We start from the raw sequence: 18,473 nt of genomic DNA, 5'->3' as shown, positions 1-18,473 counted from the left end.
GTACTATAGATAGTGTATTTGAGTTCGGAATGCGGAATTAACTGGAGATCAAAATATCTTCTCGCACTCAGGTTTGCGAGGTTGGCCAGGTTTGCGTGGTTTGCGAGTCTCTAAATGTTGCAAAGCTGGTGAGGGAGGACTGTGGACGATGGCCTGAGGAGTTTGTCTATCGCCTACAGTCTTACAGTCCCCCGGCCTCTGAACTTTGTCATCTTGATCAACTTTTGCAACTTGCTCAGGCCTGTGGAATGAACAAGTTGAAATGGGAAAGGAACGCGCGCTGCGATAAATTCCCCCCGCTTACGCGGGAGGCTCGCCAGATAAAACCATATCACATCCGCGCGGCGATTTCATTCTCGAAATTTGGCCACTTACGCTGCGCGCTCGTCTGCGACGCGCTGCGCCTCGCGGCTAACGTGGCCAAAAAAAGATGTTGACGCTATTCGTCACTCATCGCAGCGTCGTTCTTCGCTTCGGCGAGGCGTTCTTCGGCGGCTTCTTCGCTTGAGTAGATCCCTACGAGCCGCGCGATCAACATACCCATAAACAACATGCCAGCAATTGCTTCGGTCATCACGAGTACGCGCGCTAAGTTTGACTTCGGCGTGATGTCGTTGTCGTTGATCGGCGCGAGCGTGCCGAAACTGAAGTAGAGCGCCTCGAACTCGCTGATCGCCCTATCTCCCCCCTTTTCTAGCGGAGTGACGATGAACGACTCGGGCGACAGTTCCCACACAAGCTCGTAGGCCATTGACCACACGATACCCAACATAAGATAAGTTGCCACCGCGGCGCAGAGGACTTCGGAATTGACCCGCGGGGATCGCATGATGAAAGCAAAGAGGTGATAGATCACGAAAATGGCAAACGCAATCGCGGGGACGAGAGCCATCGTGCGCGTGACAGTTTCCGGCTGGCCGCGATGCAGCCATGTTCCTAAGAGGGCTGGCACCACCAGCGCGATCGCCATGCCGAACGAGCGCCGCCGTGCGCCGACCGCGGGGACGGCCGTCAGCAGCACACCGGTCAAGAGTAGGGCTTCGATCGCCTTGCCGTAAGACAACTCCACGACAAACGGAGTCAGCAGGATCAGTAAGACCAGAGCAATCAAAAAGTTGGCGACGGAGAAATGGCGATTGGCTTTCACAGGGGACAATCCTTGCCGGTAAATCGTGGTGATGAAAACCACAATGGTGGCGTAGATTGCCGGATGATGCAAGGAGAGTTGGTGATGAACGGGAATTGCCCCGGGTGTGTTGAAAGCAGGACTTTCAAGTTCCCCCGGCGCCAGATGTTTTTTTGACGATATTTTCTCAAACTTGATCATGGATTGCGTCATGATGCTTCTTCGCCCGTAGGCCACGCAGCACCACGTAGAAGGCTGGCGTCAGGAACAGGCCAAAGAGCGAGAGCATGTTGAGCGAAGACGTCGAGATGGTGCCGGTCAAATAGCAAGGCCGTTCGCTCAATTCTTCGCAGCCGATTCTTCGGTGTGCGCGGCGAGCAAATCGCTGAGCAAACTTTTGAGCGTCGCGAATTCGACGGGCTTTACCAAATGGGCATTGAAACCTGCCGAGGCGGATTTCTGGCGGTCGTCGTCTTGTCCCCAACCTGTGAGCGCGATGAGAATCATCGACTCGCCCCAGGGATGTTGGCGAATCTTACGGGCGACTTCATATCCGTTGAGATGCGGTAGCCCAATGTCGAGCAGCACCACCGCGGGCTGAAAAGTTTCGGCGGCTTCATAGGCGGCGAGGCCATCATGCGCGGTTTGAATTTCGTGCCCCAGCTTTTTGAGGAGCATCGCAAGTGTGAGTGCGGAATCTTTGTTGTCGTCAACGACCAAGATTCGCTGAGCTGCTGATTGTTTGTCGGCACCGTTGGTTGGTGTTTTCGCGGGCGAGACAGTCACGGCTTCAACCACGGGCAGGCTAACGATGAATTCACTCCCCTGCCCTGGCCCGGCACTTGTTGCTCGGACCATGCCGTTGTGCAATTCGACAAGGCGTTTGACCAGAGTTAAACCGATGCCCAAGCCTCCCGTGGCACGTTCGAGCGAACTGTCGCCCTGAATGAACATGTCGAAGACTTTGGGAAGCATCTCGGCAGAAATCCCGACCCCCGTATCCTTGCAGGAAATCTCCGCCGAGTTTCCTTGCCGCGCAACGGTCACAATGATGCTGCCGCCGGACTGACTGTACTTGCACGCATTGTTGATCAGGTTGCTGAACACTTGCGCGAGCCGCACATTGTCGCCGTTCACGAACACCGGCTCGGCGGGAACATTGACCGTAAGCTGCTGCCGCGCGGCTTCGATCGCGGGTCGACTCGTTTCAACGGCTTGTTGAATGACCGTCGCGAGATCGACAAGCTCCAAGCGCAAATCGACTTTGCCGCGGGTGATGCGGCTGACATCCAGTAAGTCGTCGACAAGGCGGACCATGTGAACGACTTGCCGCTCCATGATCTCGCGGGCTTCGGCCGTGGTCGCGGGATCGCCTTCGGCAACTTTCAAGATTTGCAGGCTGTTACGAATCGGCGCCAGCGGATTGCGCAACTCGTGGGCCAGCGTGGCCAGGAATTCATCTTTCTGGCGGTTGGCATCTGACAGGTCTGAAGCCAACTGCCGCAAATTATCTTCGAGTTGGTGACGTTCCGTAATATCAGCAACCGTACCATCGAAACTTACGAGCTTGCGTCCTGATGCCACCGACCCAAAATTAGCACGGCCTTTGGCAAAAACCCAGCGGATGGCTCCATCGGGATGAATGACGCGGTACTCCGCAACGTACGGAACGGGATTTTCTGGTTGAGTGCTTGCTTCCACGGCTCTGCGAATTCTATCGCGGTCGTCGGGATGAATAATTGCAAATGCTTGCTCGTACGAGATATTTACATCCGGAAGCCCGAAGATCGCGCGAAAACGCTCATCCGTGGTTAGGACATTGGCCACTGGATCGATATTCCATGCACCTAATTCACCTGCTTCCAACGCCAAACGACGTTGATCTTCGCTGGCACGCAAGGCTTGCTCGGCTTCGCGTTGCTCGGTGATATCGACCACCACGCCAGGAAGTCGCAAGGCCTTGCCTTCTGAATCACGTTCCACGCGACCACGAGCAATCACCCAACGCATATTCCCATCGGGATCGATCAGGCGGTATTCCAGTTGCAAGTCGTTGCCCGATTCTAACGCGGCACTAATCGCTTCAGTCAATCGCTGACGATCATCGGCATGAATCGCGCGCGAATAGGCTTCGAGCGGACCACCAGCAGCTTCTTCATCCGAAACTCCATACATGCGAGCGAGATTACGGTCGCTACGAACGACATTGTTGACGACGTCGAATTCCCACGTGCCAATCTCGCCAGCCGCGAGTGTTGATTCCAATCGCGAGCGAGCTTCGCGAACGACTTCTTCGGCACGTTTCGCTTCGCTGATATCCGTGCTCGTGCCAAACCAGCGTGTCACCTTGCCTTTGTTATCAACTAGTGGCAATATTCGCGTGAGGAACGGCCGGAAGATGCCATCCTTACTTTTGAGTGGAAATACCATATCGAACGGTTTGCCCGTGAGAATCGAACTCTTCCAGTGTTCCATGACTTTGGGCAACTCTTGGGGATCGTGAATCGACTGCCAGCCCCAGCCTTGCATTTGTTCGAGCGTCGTGCCGCTGTAGTCGTACCAGCGTTGGTTGTACCAAAAGACATCGCCGTCGGGATGCGCCATAAACGCCATCTGTGGCATGCCATTGGCCAAGGTTTTGAAATTCTCGGCTTGTTGATTTGAGTAATGTTCAGCATCGATCGCGCGTTGCTCGGCGATCCACATCGCGCCCCCGACACCGGCGATCGAGAATCCGATCAGTAAGAAGGCAATCAAGCTGATGAGGCTGCTGACTTCGGTGATTTCAAACGAATTGCGGATGGGTAGGAAAAACCACCAGCCCAAAAGAAAGCCGACGACGGTGGCTAAGAATCCCGCACGAGCACCGCCATACCACGTCGCGCCGATAACGGCGAGGATAAACAAAGTGAACGGGGCACTCGCTCCCAACCAAGGATCGAGCGCCCAACGGATCAGAGTCGTTGCCGCCATGATGGCGACCGTAAGGGCATACCCCTTCACCGATGAGGGAGGCAGCGTGCGGATGCCAAAATTATTCGGAATGTCAGCCAACGTAAAACTCGCGATTGCGAAGAGCCACCTGAACGCCGTATTGTAGTCGTCTGGCCGTATGCTTCAAAGGTGAGGGATTGCTCGTCCAACGGCCAATCCCTATCAATCCTGCGGTGAACTACTTTTTCTTTCCGCTATACCAACGTTCGGCGATGCGATCGAGTTCGATCATCACGGGATCGAGCTCCAAGACACGCTTGGCAAGTGAATAGGTCACCTGCGGCGGGACTGTCGGTTCGTAGTGGCGATGAATCCATCCTTCAGCTTCAAGCATTCGCAAGCGATCGGTGAGGGTCTTCGTGGATATCTTACCCAACCGACGCCTGAGTTCGCCAAAGCGTTTGGGGCCTTCCATGTGCAAGCGGTGGAGCAACAACAATGTCCACGGACTTCCCAAGGTCGCCAGCAATTTGGCCAGGGGCTCGTGGGAGTTGTCAACGGGATTCGCTTTTCGACTGCTGCGTTTTGCCATGCTTTCTCTCGGCTCACTCGGTTTCCATTAAGAACCTACTTTATTTTGTAAATCAACGTGCTTATTTTTGAAAGTGGTTATTCAAGGCAACAATTCTCGTTTCACGGCATCGGGACGATGCCGGCTAACATCAGAAAGGTAACTAAACACATGTTACAGACAAGTTCCCTGGCGGATCGCTATGTCCAAACCGTTAACGAATCTGATCCTGAAGGATTTTTGGCACTCTTTGCCGACGACGCGGTGGTCAGTGATGCAGGTCGAGAAATCCGTGGCCTCGACGCGATTAGTCAGTGGAGTACCACCGACATCTTTGCCTTGAATGTGAGTTTGGAAGTGCTCGACAAATCGGCTGACGCGGGCGAAATCGTGCTGACGGCGAAGGTCGATGGCGATTTCGACCGCACGGGCTTGCCTGATCCCGTGATCATCGTCCATACGTTTCGTATCGCGAATGACAAAATCGCGTCGCTGACTTGCCGACTCGGATAGGGGAATGACGAGCAGGATATTACTAAGGTAAGATAGGTCCATTCTGATTTTCCATTCTTGTCGGAAAGGACTTCATCATGACTCGCCGTTACTTGCAAGTTGCCGTGTTGCTGTTGTTGCCAATGAATATCGCCGTAGCCGAGGACTCGGGCACGATGAGTTTGTTCAATGGCAAGGATCTCACGGGCTGGCATATTGATGTTCCGGAGATGGACAAGGACCCGCAGGCCAAGAACCCGTTCATTGTGCGGGATGGGATGCTGGTGAGCCTCGGCACGCCGGGGGGCCATCTGATCACCGACAAGGAGTACAAAAACTATCGCTTGGAAATCGATTACCGCTTTGTCGACAAGCCGGGGAATTGTGGCGTGCTGGTGCATTCATCGAAACCCCGCGCGCTGTACGACATGTTTCCGCAATCGCTCGAAGTGCAAATGGCCTCGGGCGATGCCGGCGACTTCTGGTGCATTCGCGAGGACATCACCGTCGACAACATGGAGCTACGCCGCGGGCCTAAGGAAAACTGGGGAACCGACGGCGACAAGCTGCGGCGAATCAAAAATCTGACCGACGATGCCGAAAATCCCGTTGGGGAATGGAACAGCATGATCATCGAATGCCAAGGCGACACGATCAAAGTCTTCATGAACGACGAACTTGTGAACGATGGGACCGACTGCACGGCGAGCAAAGGTCAGATCGCGATCCAAGCTGAGGGGACGGAAGTCGAGTTCAGCAAGATTGAGTTGACGGAGTTATAGTAAGAAAGAAGAATCGCCATGCATTTCAAACTTGGTGCTTATCAGTCGCCGGTAGGCGAAATTCTTCTGGTCACCGATAACGACGGCGCACTCCGCGCGCTTGATTTCGCTGACTATGAATCGCGGATGCATCAGTTGCTCAGCAATCACTACGGAAAGTATGAGTTGCAGCAAGGTTCCGCCCTGCCCGACATCGTTATGTCGCTTGACGCTTATTTTGCTGGCGATTTCCAAGCCCTTAATTCGATTCGCGTTGCCACGGGTGGGACGCCGTTTCAACGTGCCGTTTGGAAAGCACTGCGCACGATTCCGCCGGGGACCACGAAGAGTTATGGACAACTCGCCGCTGAGATCGGCCGTCCGCAAGCAAGTCGTGCCGTTGGTGCGGCCAATGGAGCGAATCCGATTGGGATTGTTGTTCCGTGTCATCGCGTGATCGGCGCCGGCGGTGCGCTCACGGGTTATGGCGGCGGGCTGGCGCGGAAACAATGGCTGCTCGAGCACGAGGGCTGCGCGGTGTTGGTTTGATTTTGAGCGGAACACCATAGATTCCCGGTCGGGACGCCTCGGAAAACCATGACCAACCGGTTTAAATCGTGACACCGAGGGCGGCGAGATCGGCGGTCAACTGTTCGGGCGATTGGAATTGAATCGCGTTGATCCCCAGTTCCGCGGCGCGCTCGACGTTGAGCGCCCGATCATCGATAAACACGCATTCGCTGGGGCTGCGCTGACTGAGGTTCAACGCGAGTCGATAAATCGCCACCTCGGGCTTTCGCAAACCGACGACGCAGGAACTGGCAAAGAAGCTGAAATAATCGCGCAGGTGAAATTGTTCGATGCGATAAACATTCAACTCCAGGGCTTCATTATTGAGCGCGGCCATCAAATAGCGGCCACTTTGGGCGAGCTGGCGCAAGATCTCTAATGCACCGCCCGGCAAAACTTCGGAGCCGTTAAACATAAAAGCTTTGAAGTCGTCGCGTAAGAAATCTCGCTCGCGATAAAAAACCGTGCAGTCGAGATAACTATCAAGCGTCACACGACCCGTTTCAAACGCGTGAAAGATCAGATCGTGGCGTTCGCGAAACTCATCCCAGTTCAAGTCGAACTGTTGGGCCGCACGGTTACGTATTTCGTGATCCCAGCCATTGGTTAGCAGCACGCCGCCGACGTCCCAAAAGAGAGTTGAGATTTTTGTCATCGCAGCTCACTTGTGACGAGATTCGATGGCCAAGACTTTGCCAAGCCGCCGGCGATGACGTTCTTCGTTGGTGAAGCTCGCTGCCAGGAAAGCTTTAATGAGTTCGCGCGCGAGTTCGCTGCCGATGATTCTTGCGCCCAGCACGAGCACATTCGCATCGTCGTGCTCGACACCTTGATGGGCGGAATAGGTGTCGTGACAAAGGCCGGCGCGAATGCCGGGAATTTTGTTCGCGGCGACTGACGCGCCAACACCGCTGCCGCAGAGCAGGATGCCCCGTTCAGCCCGGCCATCGAGCACGGCCTGGCATAGTGCATCGGCAATGTCGGGATAGTCCACCGGCGATTCGTCGCAGGTGCCGACGTCTTCGACTTCGTGGCCCAACTCAGCAACAAAGGGAACGAGCAACCTCTTAAGAGCAAAGGCCGCGTGGTCTGATCCCAAAACGACTCGCATGGCTATCCCACGGGCATCGAGACTGCCCGGTCGCTCTGGCCGGGCAAAAGAAGAAATAGCGGAGGGCATGGGATTCGAACCCACAATCCATTACTGGACACTTGATTTCGAGTCAAGCCGCTGGCCAATTCGCTTACCCTCCAGCGTGATACGGAACATATTAATTTACTGATTCTGGGCCGTTCGGGCAATGATCGGTCAAATCCAATTCGTACTGAAAATCTCGGGGTTTGAACCACAATGTCACAAAGGGCACTAAGAGAAACTCGCGCTCGAAGCCTCTCTTTCGTCATTTATCGTTCGTGTCCTTTGTGTCTTCGTGGTAGATCACTCGGTGACTCTGCGGGTGTCTCCTGCTGGTCCAGTTATGCGGGTTTCGCCCCCTATGCCAGGAATGCACGGGGGTGACAAAAAAACGCAGCTGCTAGCACGCCAAGTCGATAACAGCACTATCCTGATTCCCTCCAGCTTTCGATTGAGAAAACTTATGGCGGTTGAAAAAACTTTCCGCATTATCACACGCGGCAAGAATGGTGAACTGCGGACCCGCGACTACAGCCACGAAGACGCCGTGCTGAAAATGCACACCCAGATTGGCATCGACGATTGCAGCACGGACTTGAGTTTGCGGGGTATGCCGGTTTTTCGGGGACTGATTGGCCCGATGCCGGAAAGCAAGGGAGTGGTTCGCTACGAATCGCCTGAAGTCTTTGAAACTTTGACCAAGGAATGGAGTTCCACTACGTCGGGCAGACGTTCACGACGTCGATCGACCGCCGAATGACCCGCACCGGAAATCCTCACTGAGTCTCGCAATCGAACGCACAAAAAATTAAGGAGCCAAGCCCCCCCGGGATTGGCTCCTTTTTTCGTAACGATGGCTTCCAGCCGTTGCTCGGATCTCTTTGGCGGCTGGAAGCCACCACGACTTTTTAACGGTATCCTGAACCGTTGTTTGGCAGATTCGACCAACCGGAACTTTGCTTGGGTGGATCGGCTTGCAACATTTGGCCACCGTAGCTGGGCTGCCCACCGGACCAATCATTCGCTGGTCGTGTCGCCACGGAAGCGGCAGGCATGGTGTAGGCCTGCTGGCCGTAGCCGGTGCTCGGTTGTGTTGGCGGGTAATTCGGCAGTTGCGTAGCTTGAACAGGATAATTCGCGGCCGGTTGTTGGCTGGCAATAGCGTTGTTCGATTGCGTGAGCGGCTGGAGGCTGGCCGGGGCCGCGGTCGTGGGTTGCGTCGATGCGAACGTCTTGCCTGTTTCACCACCGGTCAAAGCCACTCGGGTGACGATCTCGCGTTCGCCCATACGATATTCCGTGACAGGAACCTGCACGGTTTTGGTTTCGGTGACCCATTCGGTTTTACTCACCGGTATTTGCACGTCGACCACTTGCTCTTGATAACGCGTGACGAGCTGTGTTTCGTAAGTGTAATATGGCTCTTCAAACGGGTTCCAGCGATTCTGCAAGACCGGTACGACTTCGTATTGAGTGACCGGCACGCTGTAAACTTGCTTGTGCGTGATCGTCTCGGTGCTGACTTTGGGCGTGTGAACCGTTTGCTGGCGATCCTGCATCACGGTCACTGGCATCTGAGTTTTGACAACGTGGCGCGTGACCTGATGCTTCACGCCGTTGATCATTTCTTCGGTGACTTGCGGTCCACCCGGAGTCGGCGTCACGGGCTGAGCCGGCGTGAGTTGAGCGTGCGCGGACGCGCAGCAACAAACCGCCATAAGAGCAGCGACGTAGAATCGTCGGCGAACAAGCATGTCACATCCCTGGTGAGCACTTCCTGAGGAACAGCGGCGAGACGATCCCTGTCTCGTTTGTGGAAAGCTATTCCTGCAAAAGTTATCGGCCTCAAGGGGCGGCCTTCATCAGCCGACATCGCGCGATGAAATGCTGTTTCGCTAGCAGTGGCAAAAAACTCCCGGAAAACACGCTTCCTGCCTGCTAGCAGGGCGCTCTGCCAAAATTTAGAATGGAGGGACTGTTGCCATCAAACACCTGCTGCCTGCGAACGAGAGACAACGTTGATCGATCCCCTGACTCTTCAAATCTTGCGCTGCCCGCAGGATCACTCGGAATTGAAACTCGCCGACTCGGCCTTGATCACCCGCCTCAATGGTGAGATTAAGACGGGGAGTTTGACGACCGTCGGCGGTCAACAACTCAAGAAGTCGCTCGATGGCGGCATGGTCCGCGCGGCGGGCGACCTGATGTATCCGATCGTCGGCGGCATTCCCGTGATGCTCGCCGATGAGGCCATCGATATCACGCGCTTTCGCGAGACCAACGGTGCCGTATGAGCAAAACGATCTTTCAAAAAATCGCCGATCACGAAATACCTGCGGACATCGTCTATGAAGATGACAAGTGTGTAGCCTTTCGCGACGTTTCGCCCAAGGCCCCCACGCACGTGCTGGTGATTCCCCGAGAGCCGATTCCCTCGCTGGAACAACTCTCTGAAAAAGACGAAGCGTTGCTCGGCCATATGTGGATGGTAATTCCGAAAGTCGCCCGCGAACTGGGCGTGGCCGAGGGTGGCTATCGCGTTGTCGTCAACTGCGGCAAGGACGGCGGACAATCAGTCGATCACTTGCACTTTCATATCCTGGGTGGACGGCAGTTGGATTGGCCACCGGGTTGAACATGTTCTAGCCGGAGGGCAAAGCAATCCGGGCATAGCGTGGCGAACTGACTACTACCACACGCCCGCTTCGACAAGTTGCTTGGTAACCGTCCCCGCCCAATTCTTATTTGCGGCGGGGCTCGCGGGGCTCGGGTGCAAGATGCGGGTCACTTGAATTGATTCATCATCAATGACGCGTTGAAATGCTTGCTCGGCATACGCGCCGACACCCACCGCTATCTTGGGTTGCACGGCCTTAATCAATGCCGCCAAGTGCCGATCGCAAATGGCTTGAATCGCTGCGCGTTCAGCGGGCTTCAATTTGTCGGGGGTGCGATTGCGGCCGCTTTCTTCCATGAACACGAGTGGGCAATGATTGGTGACGAAGTGGCGCTGGAAAAACTTCTGCGGCGATTTGAACCGTTCACGAAACAATCCCCACAAGCGCTCACCCGAAACTTCCGCCCGCGCACACGCTAAGCCTTCGATGGGTCGCTTGGGATGCATGTTCTCGGGCTGATCGATCTTGGCGTCGATGCCAAGCCAATCACGCACCGTGGGGACATGTCCGAACGGCACGCCCGTTTGCGCCATCCCCCACGGCCCCGGGTTCATTCCCAAGAAAACGACTTCGGCCCCAGCGGGGTTCATCATTTCCAGATACTGCTTGTGGGCCCGCCATGCATAATCGAGCGGATTATAAACATGGGTCACCGGTGGGATGAAGCGGAGTGCGTCGACTTCTTTGGCCAACCGTTTCGCGGCGGAAATGGCTTTGTTGATCGCTGTCATTCGATTCTTATGAGTTATCGCCTTGTGTAGCCTTTGATTGCGAGCCAAGCCGTCGAGCGGTACAATGCTAGGCCAAGCAACGCCGCGAACCTCGCAGGGCGCGACGAACTCTGAAATGAAGGATTGCCAAAACGTAGGATTGTAGGGCGCGGCAGCTTTTCTCCAAGGCCCTCCTTACAATTTAGAACGAATGTCCCCGTGGCGCAATTGGATAGCGCGTCGGCCTCCGAAGCCGAAGGTTAGTGGTTCGAACCCACTCGGGGATACTTAAGCAGCACAACGACTTACGTCGTTTTGTTTGCTTGACTTTTTTGGACGTGCACTGAATTATGCACTGAATCAAAAGGCCTACCGTCCGCTCGAACGAACGGCAGGCTGCGAGCGACCTTTCGATCAACCCGCCCGTGTGTGGTTTTTTCATCACTTTGGGATTTGGTTGGAGGGTCGTTTTCTCATGGGTCGTACAACAGAAGGTCCTTGGTATCGTCGTAGCACTGGTTGCTACATGTGCACACTTGCTGGTAAGCAATTCAAACTCCTCAAGGCTGAGGAAAACTCCAAGAACAAGAAGGTGGCTCGGCAGAAGCATCACGAACTCATGCTTGCGACGGTTCAAGCCCCGGATTCGCCGGACGCCGACGTCGCTTCGCTCTGCGAAGCCTATCTCGATTGGGCCGACCAAAATCTGAAGTTGAGAACCTACAAGGGTCATAAGTGGTATCTGCAGAGTCTTGTCGATTATTGTGGCAGGCGTCTCTTGAGCGAACTCAAAACCATTCACATCACGGAATGGCTTGGTACCAAGAAAACCTGGGGCAAGACGACGCTCTACAACGCTCGGCGTATCGTCAAACGAGTCCTCAACTGGGGAGTCGAACAGCAGATCCTGGCCAAAAACCCCTTGGCTGCCATGAAGTTGGGCCGTCCTGAATCGCGGGCCGAATTCATGTCGGACTCGACCTATCTCAAGGTTCGTCGGGCCGCCGGCTCGGAGCTGAGGTGTTTGCTTTATGCGTTGAAGCGGACGGGAGCCCGACCAAGCGAACTTTACCAGCTCAAATGGGAGCAGGTGCGTCGCGACAGCTTTTTTATCCGCGAGCACAAAACCCAGGGGACTACGCTTCGCCCGCGAACAATCTACCTGTGCAAGCACATGATCAAGTTGATCGAGCTCCTGGAGCATCATCGATCGAGTTCGGAATACGTGTTTGTGGATCCAGCGGGACGTCCATGGAATGGCAATAAAGTGCAGAAACGACTGAACCAACTTCGTAATGAGCTGCAGATAGCAGAGAGGGTGTATGTGTACGCGCTGCGACATGCATTTGCTGCCCACGCTCTCTCTGAGGGACACAATACCGCGACGGTGGCCGAGCTGATGGGACATGCAGACACGACGATGGTGAGTCGCGTTTACGGTCACCTGCGTGAACAACGCGAGCATCTGTCCAAATCGATCAATGAAATCAACCGGCGTCGTGGACCACGTCGAAGTGCATGAGCGACTCGTTGGTTGTTGGCGAGGGATCATTGGTCCGAGGCCTCCTTTGGGGGCTTCGGACCTTTTTTTGGCTCGCCCTCCCTGCGGGCCATCGGACCTTCTTTTGGCTCGTCATTTAGACATCGCGACAAGTCGAAGTGCCGCGACATTCGAAGTTGCTTTGGCTTCTGTTGTGGGGACCGTGACGAACGAGGAATTATTCGTGATTTTTCCCTGAAGCGATGGATCGCGTCCAACGGGATTCGGTAAGGGCCGTTGGGACCTCCAAACTGCTCTGCACCTTCCAAGGTGCCATCCCTACACGCATGGCGAACCCAGCTGTCACTTAGCTTCAATTCCTGGGCAGCTTCCTTGACTGTAAGAAGCTCTGAAATCGTCGGCACCGCCGAAGTTGAGGCCGCGGTTTGGCTGGATTTCGAGATCTGATTAAGTGGAGACATAGAAATAGACGGAGGCTTATTATTGCTGGACATGGAAATAGCACACCCTAGAAATTTGAACTTAATCAAATTGATGGTGTGCTAAGAGGATGAGAGCCGGCCTCAACACTCAGAGCTCCTGCCATTACCAGCAGGCGGCAAATTTACTGTTCCGCTACCGTAGCTCTACTTCTCGAATTTTCCGGCCAGAATCAACATGGCTGGCCTCGGCGGAACGAATCATTGCTCGTTAATCAAATCGTACGCAATTGAAAATGGGTGTCAAGTAAAAAAACAGCTGTCGGAAGATTACCCAGTTTCCCGGTTCGTCAATCAGCTGCTATTCTTCAAGTAACTTGGAGAATTCCTGGAGAGCCTTCAAGAATTTTTCGGTTTCTCGAACCATGCGGCTGACGTGAGGCAGAACATTGCGGTCACCGGGGTTCTCGCTGCGGTCGCCTAAGCCGGGAAATCGGAAATTCGCTGGCACACGGTAGGCCCTCGACTCTGGATCGAATTTGTAAGGAACTCCCGCTGAACCCAGCACTTGCAGCACCCTTTGCACCGTCCGGGGTGAACACTCTATTTCTTCTGCCAACGCCTGCACATCCCAGCGACCCGGTCCCGCGATGCATTGCAGCACTCGCAAGGCACGACTAATGCGTTCACACTGTCTCGCCCGCCTTTCGGCGTCGGTCCGTGGCTTTTCAGCTTGAGGTTTTTTCTTGGCCATGGCAGTTAGGTTCTGGCAGATAGTTCTCTAATTGCAGAACTCTAACACCTTGCTCCGCCAACAGTGGGTCAGCATATGGACCTAGAGCTGACAACGCCTCGGCGGTAATCGTGAGCGGCGGTCCGCAATGGCGTAGGCCGTATTCAACGGCTCAAGTCTTTCTATCGATTGCCAAATTGAAGGGCGACCTACTATTGGCGTCGCATCAGTCTACGCTTCTAGGCGACCTTTGATCCCTTAATCAAGCCTGGCACTAACGCGATGTCTGATATTCCTGCAACCATAGGCTGCAAAGACGTTCACTTCTTTATGCAACAAGCTCTCAGAGCAGCGAAAACATCAATGGGAGCATACTCTGAACAACTATGCGAAGGCAGTTGCCTTGTGGACGCAATCAATGCCACTGCGAATCGAGTACCACACCGGACCTCTTACATTCAGTCTCGGACACACAGAGAGTTCTCGGAAAAATCGCGAGAGCGATTGTGGGAGCGAGCAATGCTCGCAAGGTGGGACATTCGTAGCGAGCAAGTCGGCGAACTGGACTTAGAGATTGGATGGTATCGTTTGTGTGCCTACCAAGTGCCCACCTACAGCAAGCAAGCCAAGGATGGTTGGGGTCCAATAGACTTGCTAGGTTGTCGAGTTGATGGGACACCAGTCGTCATAGAATTAAAGGGTGGCGATTCCGCCGAGACACCACTTCGGATGGTTCTCGAAGCACTTGCCTACGCAATTGCCGTGCGGAAAAACTGGCCCCTCATTAAAAGTGAACTGAGTTCTATTCAGCAAGGTGGCAAGACAATCAAATTTCAGGAGAAGCTTGATGATATTCATCTTGTAGCAGCAGCTCCAGAGTGCTTCTGGAAAAATTGTCTACGAGGCCTTTCAATAGAACAGTTGATTTGCACCGGTCAATCTTTTCGCAAACTTCTCGATGCGTTACGCGATTTGCACTATCCCGTTTCATTTGTCAGCATTAGTGGTGATTTTAGAAATCCTCAAGAACTAGAAGCGGAAAGCATCAATTTTCCGGAATGCTGTTATTCCCAGGCAAGTTGATTTTTACTGCCACAGGTCAGAGTTGCAAAATCTCTCGATCTTTCATAAGTCGCACATTGGGAATATGTTCTGCCAGTTTCTCCGGTGAAAACGTGTGGACAGGAGTTACCGTTCCTGGATTGAGTTTTCGGATTAACTCCAGACTATCTTCAGACCTAATATGCCCCGAAACGTGAACTTGCATCAACTGGCCCTCGGCCACTTCGATCGCTTGCTTCATTTCCATGGCATCGGGTTTATCCAAGTAACCCTCCCATCGCGAATGCAAACACACGACTCCAGTTGGCAACTTACCACCGAAGTCGCTCTCCAACATCGATGGTCGGAAAATCATCACATATTTGGCGGGATTGGCGAGAATTTCGTCGATTTCAATTCTGGCTCGGAGAAATTGCGGAAACTTTCCCTTGATCATTCTTTGCTTGGATTCGTTTGCCCACAGTATTGCTGGGACAAACACCGGCCAATTTTCTTCACCGCCGGGGATCGGGACCTTAGTTTCGCTGACAATTAAATGCAACACGAACGCCGTGTAGACATCCACCACGAATGTTCGACCAGTTTTCATGGCGGCACGGATAAATGCAACCAAACGGTCGACATGCTGGGGCGAAAAACTTGCCAGTACCAAGCTGGGTGCATTTCGCACGTGGTCAGTTATCTCGTCCTCAAGATCATATTCGGTTGTTTGCTGGCTACTGTCGCTTCCTAAATGAGTCCCTTCCATGAGCAGGACATCAAGTTTTTTCTTCTTGAATGCCTGGATCAGTTTCTTCGCCATGCCGGTCTTGCGACCATGAAGTCTTAGGTCTCCCGAGTACAGCAATGATTGCCCATCCGCCTCAACCAGAATTGCCACGGCTCCGAAGATTGAATGATCGACCGAGTAGGCGGTCACTTGAAAATTGCCAATTTGAGTGGGCTGTCCAGGTATAAGCTTGCAAAATCGCTCACGGGGAAGTTCGACTTGCCTTGCAAAAACGCTGCCGGCCTTCATCATTTTGCGGGTGCCAGAGGTCGCATAAACGGGAATCTGAGGACTCGTACGGTCGAGGAGACCACAATGATCAAGATGGGCATGCGACAGGAGAATAGCATCGGGAAGTCGTTCGCCGCCGGTTAATCCTTCAACGGTCGGCATGATCCCCGCACTAATCAGTTCTTCCGTTGATAAAGATTGAAAAGGCCGTGAGTCGAGCAGTTGCCGCTGAGCGTCACAGAGCGGTAAGCCGACATCGAGCAAGATCCGCGAATTGCCACTGGAAATCTCAATGCAGGTTCCCCCAATCTCTTGGGTTCCACGATGGATTGTCAGTTGCATGCAGACTCTGGTGTTAGTTTGAGTGACAGAATGAAAAATGCCTCCGAGAGCAGAGATTGGTTCTAGGCTTCATGTCGGCCGTGACCCCTTTTCATTGTTGGTCGGCAGAGCTTGGCGATGACTCGCGGCCCTGTGCCAACGGGATAGTACCGACTCGCCATCCCTTAGCGGGACCTGCGTCTCTCGGAGGCTTTTACTATTGTGACAACTACAATTGCCAAAGGTGGGTCAGTGCTCGCGCGAAAAAGGAAGACTTATTCCCTTGAGGCAAGTTTCAGAAGACAATATCGACAAACCATTGCTTTTCATGCGGGTTCCAGGTGAGATTGAAGCGTTGGACCATTGCTAGCGGAGTTAGAACCATTGACTTTCGAATTCGATGTGTTTCATTCCTTACGAATCGTTTCTTCGCTCGTCGGCCAATTGTTATATTTCTCTTGGCAGTCCGCGCAGAGTCCGACGAAGTTGGCCATTGGCAGCTTCGGCGCGTAATCGATCTGAGTCCAGCCTGCGGCCTTCGCTTGTTCCTCGCTGCGGATGTCTAGGCCGGAGTCACATTCCAAGCAAACGAGTGTAAATGGCGCTTGAGTCGTCTTAGAGTTCATGGAAACATCCAGGGGGAATTGTGGTTGGAATATTGCTGGGTGAGCTGCCTCATCGCACGCGCTGCAGCGCTTGAAAGCGGTGCAATACGAGATTTACTACTCCGGAACGGAGTCTGGTCGTCGCTGTCTGAACCTACGTTTATGAGCCCTCCAGGCGATGTCGGCATACGTGGGACTCAGTCGAGCAATCTGACAAATCCGCACATCCAGTGATCGCACATGTCCATTCGGATGTTTGACCAACACGAAGGGGAGACAAATGGCTTCCACCCGCTGTGGTGTGCCTCCGTCACAGGGGATATGCGAGACTCTCATCGATTTAGCATTTGGGATCCAATTCCACTCCAGCTGGCGAACCTCGCGTGAGGCGTAGAGCACGGCCACGACATCGCCGACCTGAATATCTTCGGGGGCTAACACTTTTACCGAAGTGTTCTCAGTGGGAATAATTTCCTGGGATGGCTCGGTGATTGTTGGTTCAGATTCCATGGCGTTGGGGGAAGACTCCTGATTTGAATTGGCTGGCGGCTCTTTCAATACCCTGAGGGAAAGTCTAACCCCTCTCTTTGACAGAGGCGGGTCAGTCGCCAGAAGAAAGGGCGGGCCAACGACGCCCCTAAGAGCTGGGATTAGCTCCTATGGGAAACTCAGCGGGGCTACTTGTTACGTCGGAGCAGTTGGATAAGAACAAGGCACGCGTTGAAGATCACAAAGGGGATGAGAAGTTCCATGATTGGCTCGGCTTTCATTTCTTGGCAGGATTGATCAGCTTGAATCGATTGACAGTTTTTAGTTTCTCGCTTTCCCTGATTCCATTTCTTCGCAATCTTTGAGACCCGCTTGCAGTTTTTCGCGGAAGAGGATTTTCAATTCGGCTGGCTGCTTGATTTGGACTCGCCCCGTCCAGGTGAGTAGCCAATTCAGGATTTCTGCGAGACCATCGACCGTGAATTCCAGCGTGACGCTCCCATCACGATGTTTGGTGACCCGCTGTGTGTGGTGCCACTGGGTTTCCGTGACGATCTTGGCCGCCTCGGGCTTGAACCTGAGTTCGATTTCGTACGTTTGCTCGCCTCGATAGACGGCCCAAGCATTTCCCAAATACTCTTGGAGATTGAAATCGACCGGCACCTGGGCTGGTTCGTCGAGGTACCGCAGCGTTTGAAAGCGGGCGATGCGGAATGTTCTCGGTTCCGTTTCACCTGAGCGATGACCGATCAGGTACCACGCATTCTTGATGAGGCACAAGCGATAGGGATGCAGTTGAATCCGTTGGGATCGTTCTTCGTACGGACTCTCATAGTTGCCGATCAGTTGTCGCCCGTGCAACAGGGCGTTTTGAGCCGTCTTGATGATCTCTTGATGGCGGCTGTGATCGACAAGTTTTAGGTCAAAGATTTCGATGAGCCGCATCGCATCGGTGAGTGTTTGTTGGACGGCGGCTGAAGCAGAGGATGTAAGCTTGCGTGTGGTGGCTGCCGCACCTTGCGAGGAACTGAGTCCGGCAGCTGTTGAGAGGGTCGTGGCGACAGCTTGCCCGGCCGCTTCTTCCTCAGTGAGACTCAAGGTTGGAAACCGAAAATCAGGCCGGACTCGATAACACTGATCGGTATCGTCGAAATACCATGGCACTCCGGCAAATTCCAAGACTTCCAAATCTCGATACACGGTTCTTTCGGAACATTCAAGTTCTTGGGCAATCGCTCGACTATTCCAACGTCCGCGTGACTGAATGAGACTCAAGATTTGTAACACCCTGGCGATCCGAGCATGTTGCCTCGCTCGACGATCGCGGTCGGGTCGACTCGGCACGGGTGTTGACCGTCCGGGTGGA

21 protein-coding genes and 2 tRNA genes are annotated in these 18,473 nt (G+C 53.9%); 9 read left to right on the top strand and 14 right to left on the bottom strand.

What is annotated here, in order from left to right:
- Window positions 1-439 precede the first annotated feature (439 nt).
- The 3 genes from SH678x_RS03055 to SH678x_RS03045 form a co-directional block, all read right to left on the bottom strand.
- Entirely contained in the window at window positions 440-1,339 is a 900-nt protein-coding gene (locus SH678x_RS03055; RefSeq protein ID WP_496921408.1) for a potassium channel family protein, read from the bottom strand.
- 126 nt (window positions 1,340-1,465) lie between these two features.
- Window positions 1,466-4,180 carry a PAS domain-containing protein gene (locus tag SH678x_RS03050; protein WP_496921407.1) on the bottom strand — a complete coding sequence of 905 codons (2,715 nt, stop codon included), beginning with the start codon at window positions 4,178-4,180 and terminating at the stop codon, window positions 1,466-1,468.
- A gap of 118 nt (window positions 4,181-4,298) precedes the next feature.
- Entirely contained in the window at window positions 4,299-4,652 is a 354-nt protein-coding gene (locus SH678x_RS03045; protein WP_496921406.1) for a winged helix-turn-helix transcriptional regulator, read from the bottom strand.
- Window positions 4,653-4,802: 150 nt separating this feature from the next.
- On the opposite strand from SH678x_RS03045, the gene SH678x_RS03040 reads away from it, so the two are divergent.
- The 3 genes from SH678x_RS03040 to SH678x_RS03030 all read left to right on the top strand — a co-directional run bounded on the left by SH678x_RS03040 (window position 4,803) and on the right by SH678x_RS03030 (window position 6,433).
- Window positions 4,803-5,144: a nuclear transport factor 2 family protein gene (locus SH678x_RS03040; RefSeq protein WP_496921405.1), complete on the top strand. Its 342-nt coding sequence runs from the start codon at window positions 4,803-4,805 to the stop codon at window positions 5,142-5,144.
- A gap of 77 nt (window positions 5,145-5,221) precedes the next feature.
- On the top strand, window positions 5,222-5,905 hold the full coding sequence (locus SH678x_RS03035; RefSeq protein WP_496921404.1) for a 3-keto-disaccharide hydrolase: 684 nt from the start codon (window positions 5,222-5,224) through the stop codon (window positions 5,903-5,905).
- A gap of 18 nt (window positions 5,906-5,923) precedes the next feature.
- Entirely contained in the window at window positions 5,924-6,433 is a 510-nt protein-coding gene (locus tag SH678x_RS03030) for a methylated-DNA--[protein]-cysteine S-methyltransferase (RefSeq protein ID WP_496921403.1), read from the top strand.
- Window positions 6,434-6,494: 61 nt separating this feature from the next.
- Here SH678x_RS03030 and SH678x_RS03025 read toward each other — a convergent pair whose 3' ends face one another.
- The 3 genes from SH678x_RS03025 to SH678x_RS03015 all read right to left on the bottom strand — a co-directional run bounded on the left by SH678x_RS03025 (window position 6,495) and on the right by SH678x_RS03015 (window position 7,707).
- Window positions 6,495-7,109 carry an HAD family hydrolase gene (locus SH678x_RS03025; protein ID WP_496921402.1) on the bottom strand — a complete coding sequence of 205 codons (615 nt, stop codon included), beginning with the start codon at window positions 7,107-7,109 and terminating at the stop codon, window positions 6,495-6,497.
- 6 nt (window positions 7,110-7,115) lie between these two features.
- Window positions 7,116-7,634 carry a ribose 5-phosphate isomerase B gene (gene rpiB, locus SH678x_RS03020; protein ID WP_496921401.1) on the bottom strand — a complete coding sequence of 173 codons (519 nt, stop codon included), beginning with the start codon at window positions 7,632-7,634 and terminating at the stop codon, window positions 7,116-7,118.
- Window positions 7,625-7,707: transfer RNA gene (locus tag SH678x_RS03015), tRNA-Ser, on the bottom strand. Before SH678x_RS03015 ends, rpiB begins: the two co-directional genes overlap by 10 nt.
- Window positions 7,708-8,052: 345 nt before the next feature.
- Between SH678x_RS03015 and SH678x_RS03010 the strand changes: the two genes are divergently transcribed.
- Complete coding sequence (locus tag SH678x_RS03010) at window positions 8,053-8,349, top strand: hypothetical protein (RefSeq protein ID WP_496921400.1); 297 nt, start codon at window positions 8,053-8,055, stop codon at window positions 8,347-8,349.
- Window positions 8,350-8,497: 148 nt separating this feature from the next.
- Here SH678x_RS03010 and SH678x_RS03005 read toward each other — a convergent pair whose 3' ends face one another.
- Window positions 8,498-9,343, bottom strand: a complete 846-nt coding sequence (locus SH678x_RS03005) for a hypothetical protein (protein ID WP_496921399.1) — start codon at window positions 9,341-9,343, stop codon at window positions 8,498-8,500.
- A gap of 264 nt (window positions 9,344-9,607) precedes the next feature.
- Between SH678x_RS03005 and SH678x_RS03000 the strand changes: the two genes are divergently transcribed.
- Both SH678x_RS03000 and SH678x_RS02995 read left to right on the top strand, forming a co-directional pair.
- On the top strand, window positions 9,608-9,883 hold the full coding sequence (locus SH678x_RS03000; RefSeq protein WP_496921398.1) for a Trm112 family protein: 276 nt from the start codon (window positions 9,608-9,610) through the stop codon (window positions 9,881-9,883).
- Window positions 9,880-10,224, top strand: coding sequence for a histidine triad nucleotide-binding protein (locus SH678x_RS02995; RefSeq protein ID WP_496921397.1), 345 nt, complete (start codon window positions 9,880-9,882; stop codon window positions 10,222-10,224). Before SH678x_RS03000 ends, SH678x_RS02995 begins: the two co-directional genes overlap by 4 nt.
- Before the next feature lie 54 nt (window positions 10,225-10,278).
- On the opposite strand, the gene SH678x_RS02990 is transcribed toward SH678x_RS02995, so the two are convergent.
- Complete coding sequence (locus tag SH678x_RS02990) at window positions 10,279-10,998, bottom strand: uracil-DNA glycosylase family protein (protein ID WP_496921396.1); 720 nt, start codon at window positions 10,996-10,998, stop codon at window positions 10,279-10,281.
- A gap of 192 nt (window positions 10,999-11,190) precedes the next feature.
- Between SH678x_RS02990 and SH678x_RS02985 the strand changes: the two genes are divergently transcribed.
- Window positions 11,191-11,264 (top strand) — tRNA-Arg (locus SH678x_RS02985).
- Window positions 11,265-11,452: 188 nt separating this feature from the next.
- On the top strand, window positions 11,453-12,499 hold the full coding sequence (locus SH678x_RS02980; RefSeq protein ID WP_496921395.1) for a tyrosine-type recombinase/integrase: 1,047 nt from the start codon (window positions 11,453-11,455) through the stop codon (window positions 12,497-12,499).
- 26 nt (window positions 12,500-12,525) lie between these two features.
- Here SH678x_RS02980 and SH678x_RS02975 read toward each other — a convergent pair whose 3' ends face one another.
- On the bottom strand, window positions 12,526-12,939 hold the full coding sequence (locus tag SH678x_RS02975; RefSeq protein ID WP_496923053.1) for a helix-turn-helix domain-containing protein: 414 nt from the start codon (window positions 12,937-12,939) through the stop codon (window positions 12,526-12,528).
- Window positions 12,940-13,258: 319 nt separating this feature from the next.
- The gene (locus tag SH678x_RS02970) at window positions 13,259-13,651 is read right to left on the bottom strand and encodes a hypothetical protein (RefSeq protein WP_496921394.1); all 393 of its coding nucleotides are present in this window, start codon (window positions 13,649-13,651) and stop codon (window positions 13,259-13,261) included.
- A gap of 261 nt (window positions 13,652-13,912) precedes the next feature.
- Here SH678x_RS02970 and SH678x_RS02965 point away from each other — a divergent pair, with 261 nt between their 5' ends.
- Window positions 13,913-14,713: a hypothetical protein gene (locus SH678x_RS02965; protein WP_496921393.1), complete on the top strand. Its 801-nt coding sequence runs from the start codon at window positions 13,913-13,915 to the stop codon at window positions 14,711-14,713.
- 16 nt (window positions 14,714-14,729) lie between these two features.
- Here the strand turns inward: SH678x_RS02965 and SH678x_RS02960 are convergent, their stop codons facing one another.
- The 4 genes from SH678x_RS02960 to SH678x_RS02945 form a co-directional block, all read right to left on the bottom strand.
- A complete protein-coding gene (locus tag SH678x_RS02960; protein WP_496921392.1) occupies window positions 14,730-16,034 on the bottom strand; it encodes an MBL fold metallo-hydrolase in 1,305 nt (434 codons plus the stop codon).
- A gap of 386 nt (window positions 16,035-16,420) precedes the next feature.
- Window positions 16,421-16,639 carry a hypothetical protein gene (locus SH678x_RS02955; protein ID WP_496921391.1) on the bottom strand — a complete coding sequence of 73 codons (219 nt, stop codon included), beginning with the start codon at window positions 16,637-16,639 and terminating at the stop codon, window positions 16,421-16,423.
- A 96-nt stretch (window positions 16,640-16,735) separates the two neighbouring features.
- Window positions 16,736-17,128, bottom strand: a complete 393-nt coding sequence (locus SH678x_RS02950) for a hypothetical protein (protein ID WP_496921390.1) — start codon at window positions 17,126-17,128, stop codon at window positions 16,736-16,738.
- 300 nt (window positions 17,129-17,428) lie between these two features.
- The gene (locus SH678x_RS02945; protein ID WP_496921389.1) at window positions 17,429-18,394 is read right to left on the bottom strand and encodes a helix-turn-helix transcriptional regulator; all 966 of its coding nucleotides are present in this window, start codon (window positions 18,392-18,394) and stop codon (window positions 17,429-17,431) included.
- Between the last annotated feature and the right edge of the window lie 79 nt (window positions 18,395-18,473).

The sequence above is a fragment of the Bythopirellula superficialaquae genome (assembly GCF_059632245.1).
This window is presented reverse-complemented; position numbering and strand designations above follow the sequence as displayed.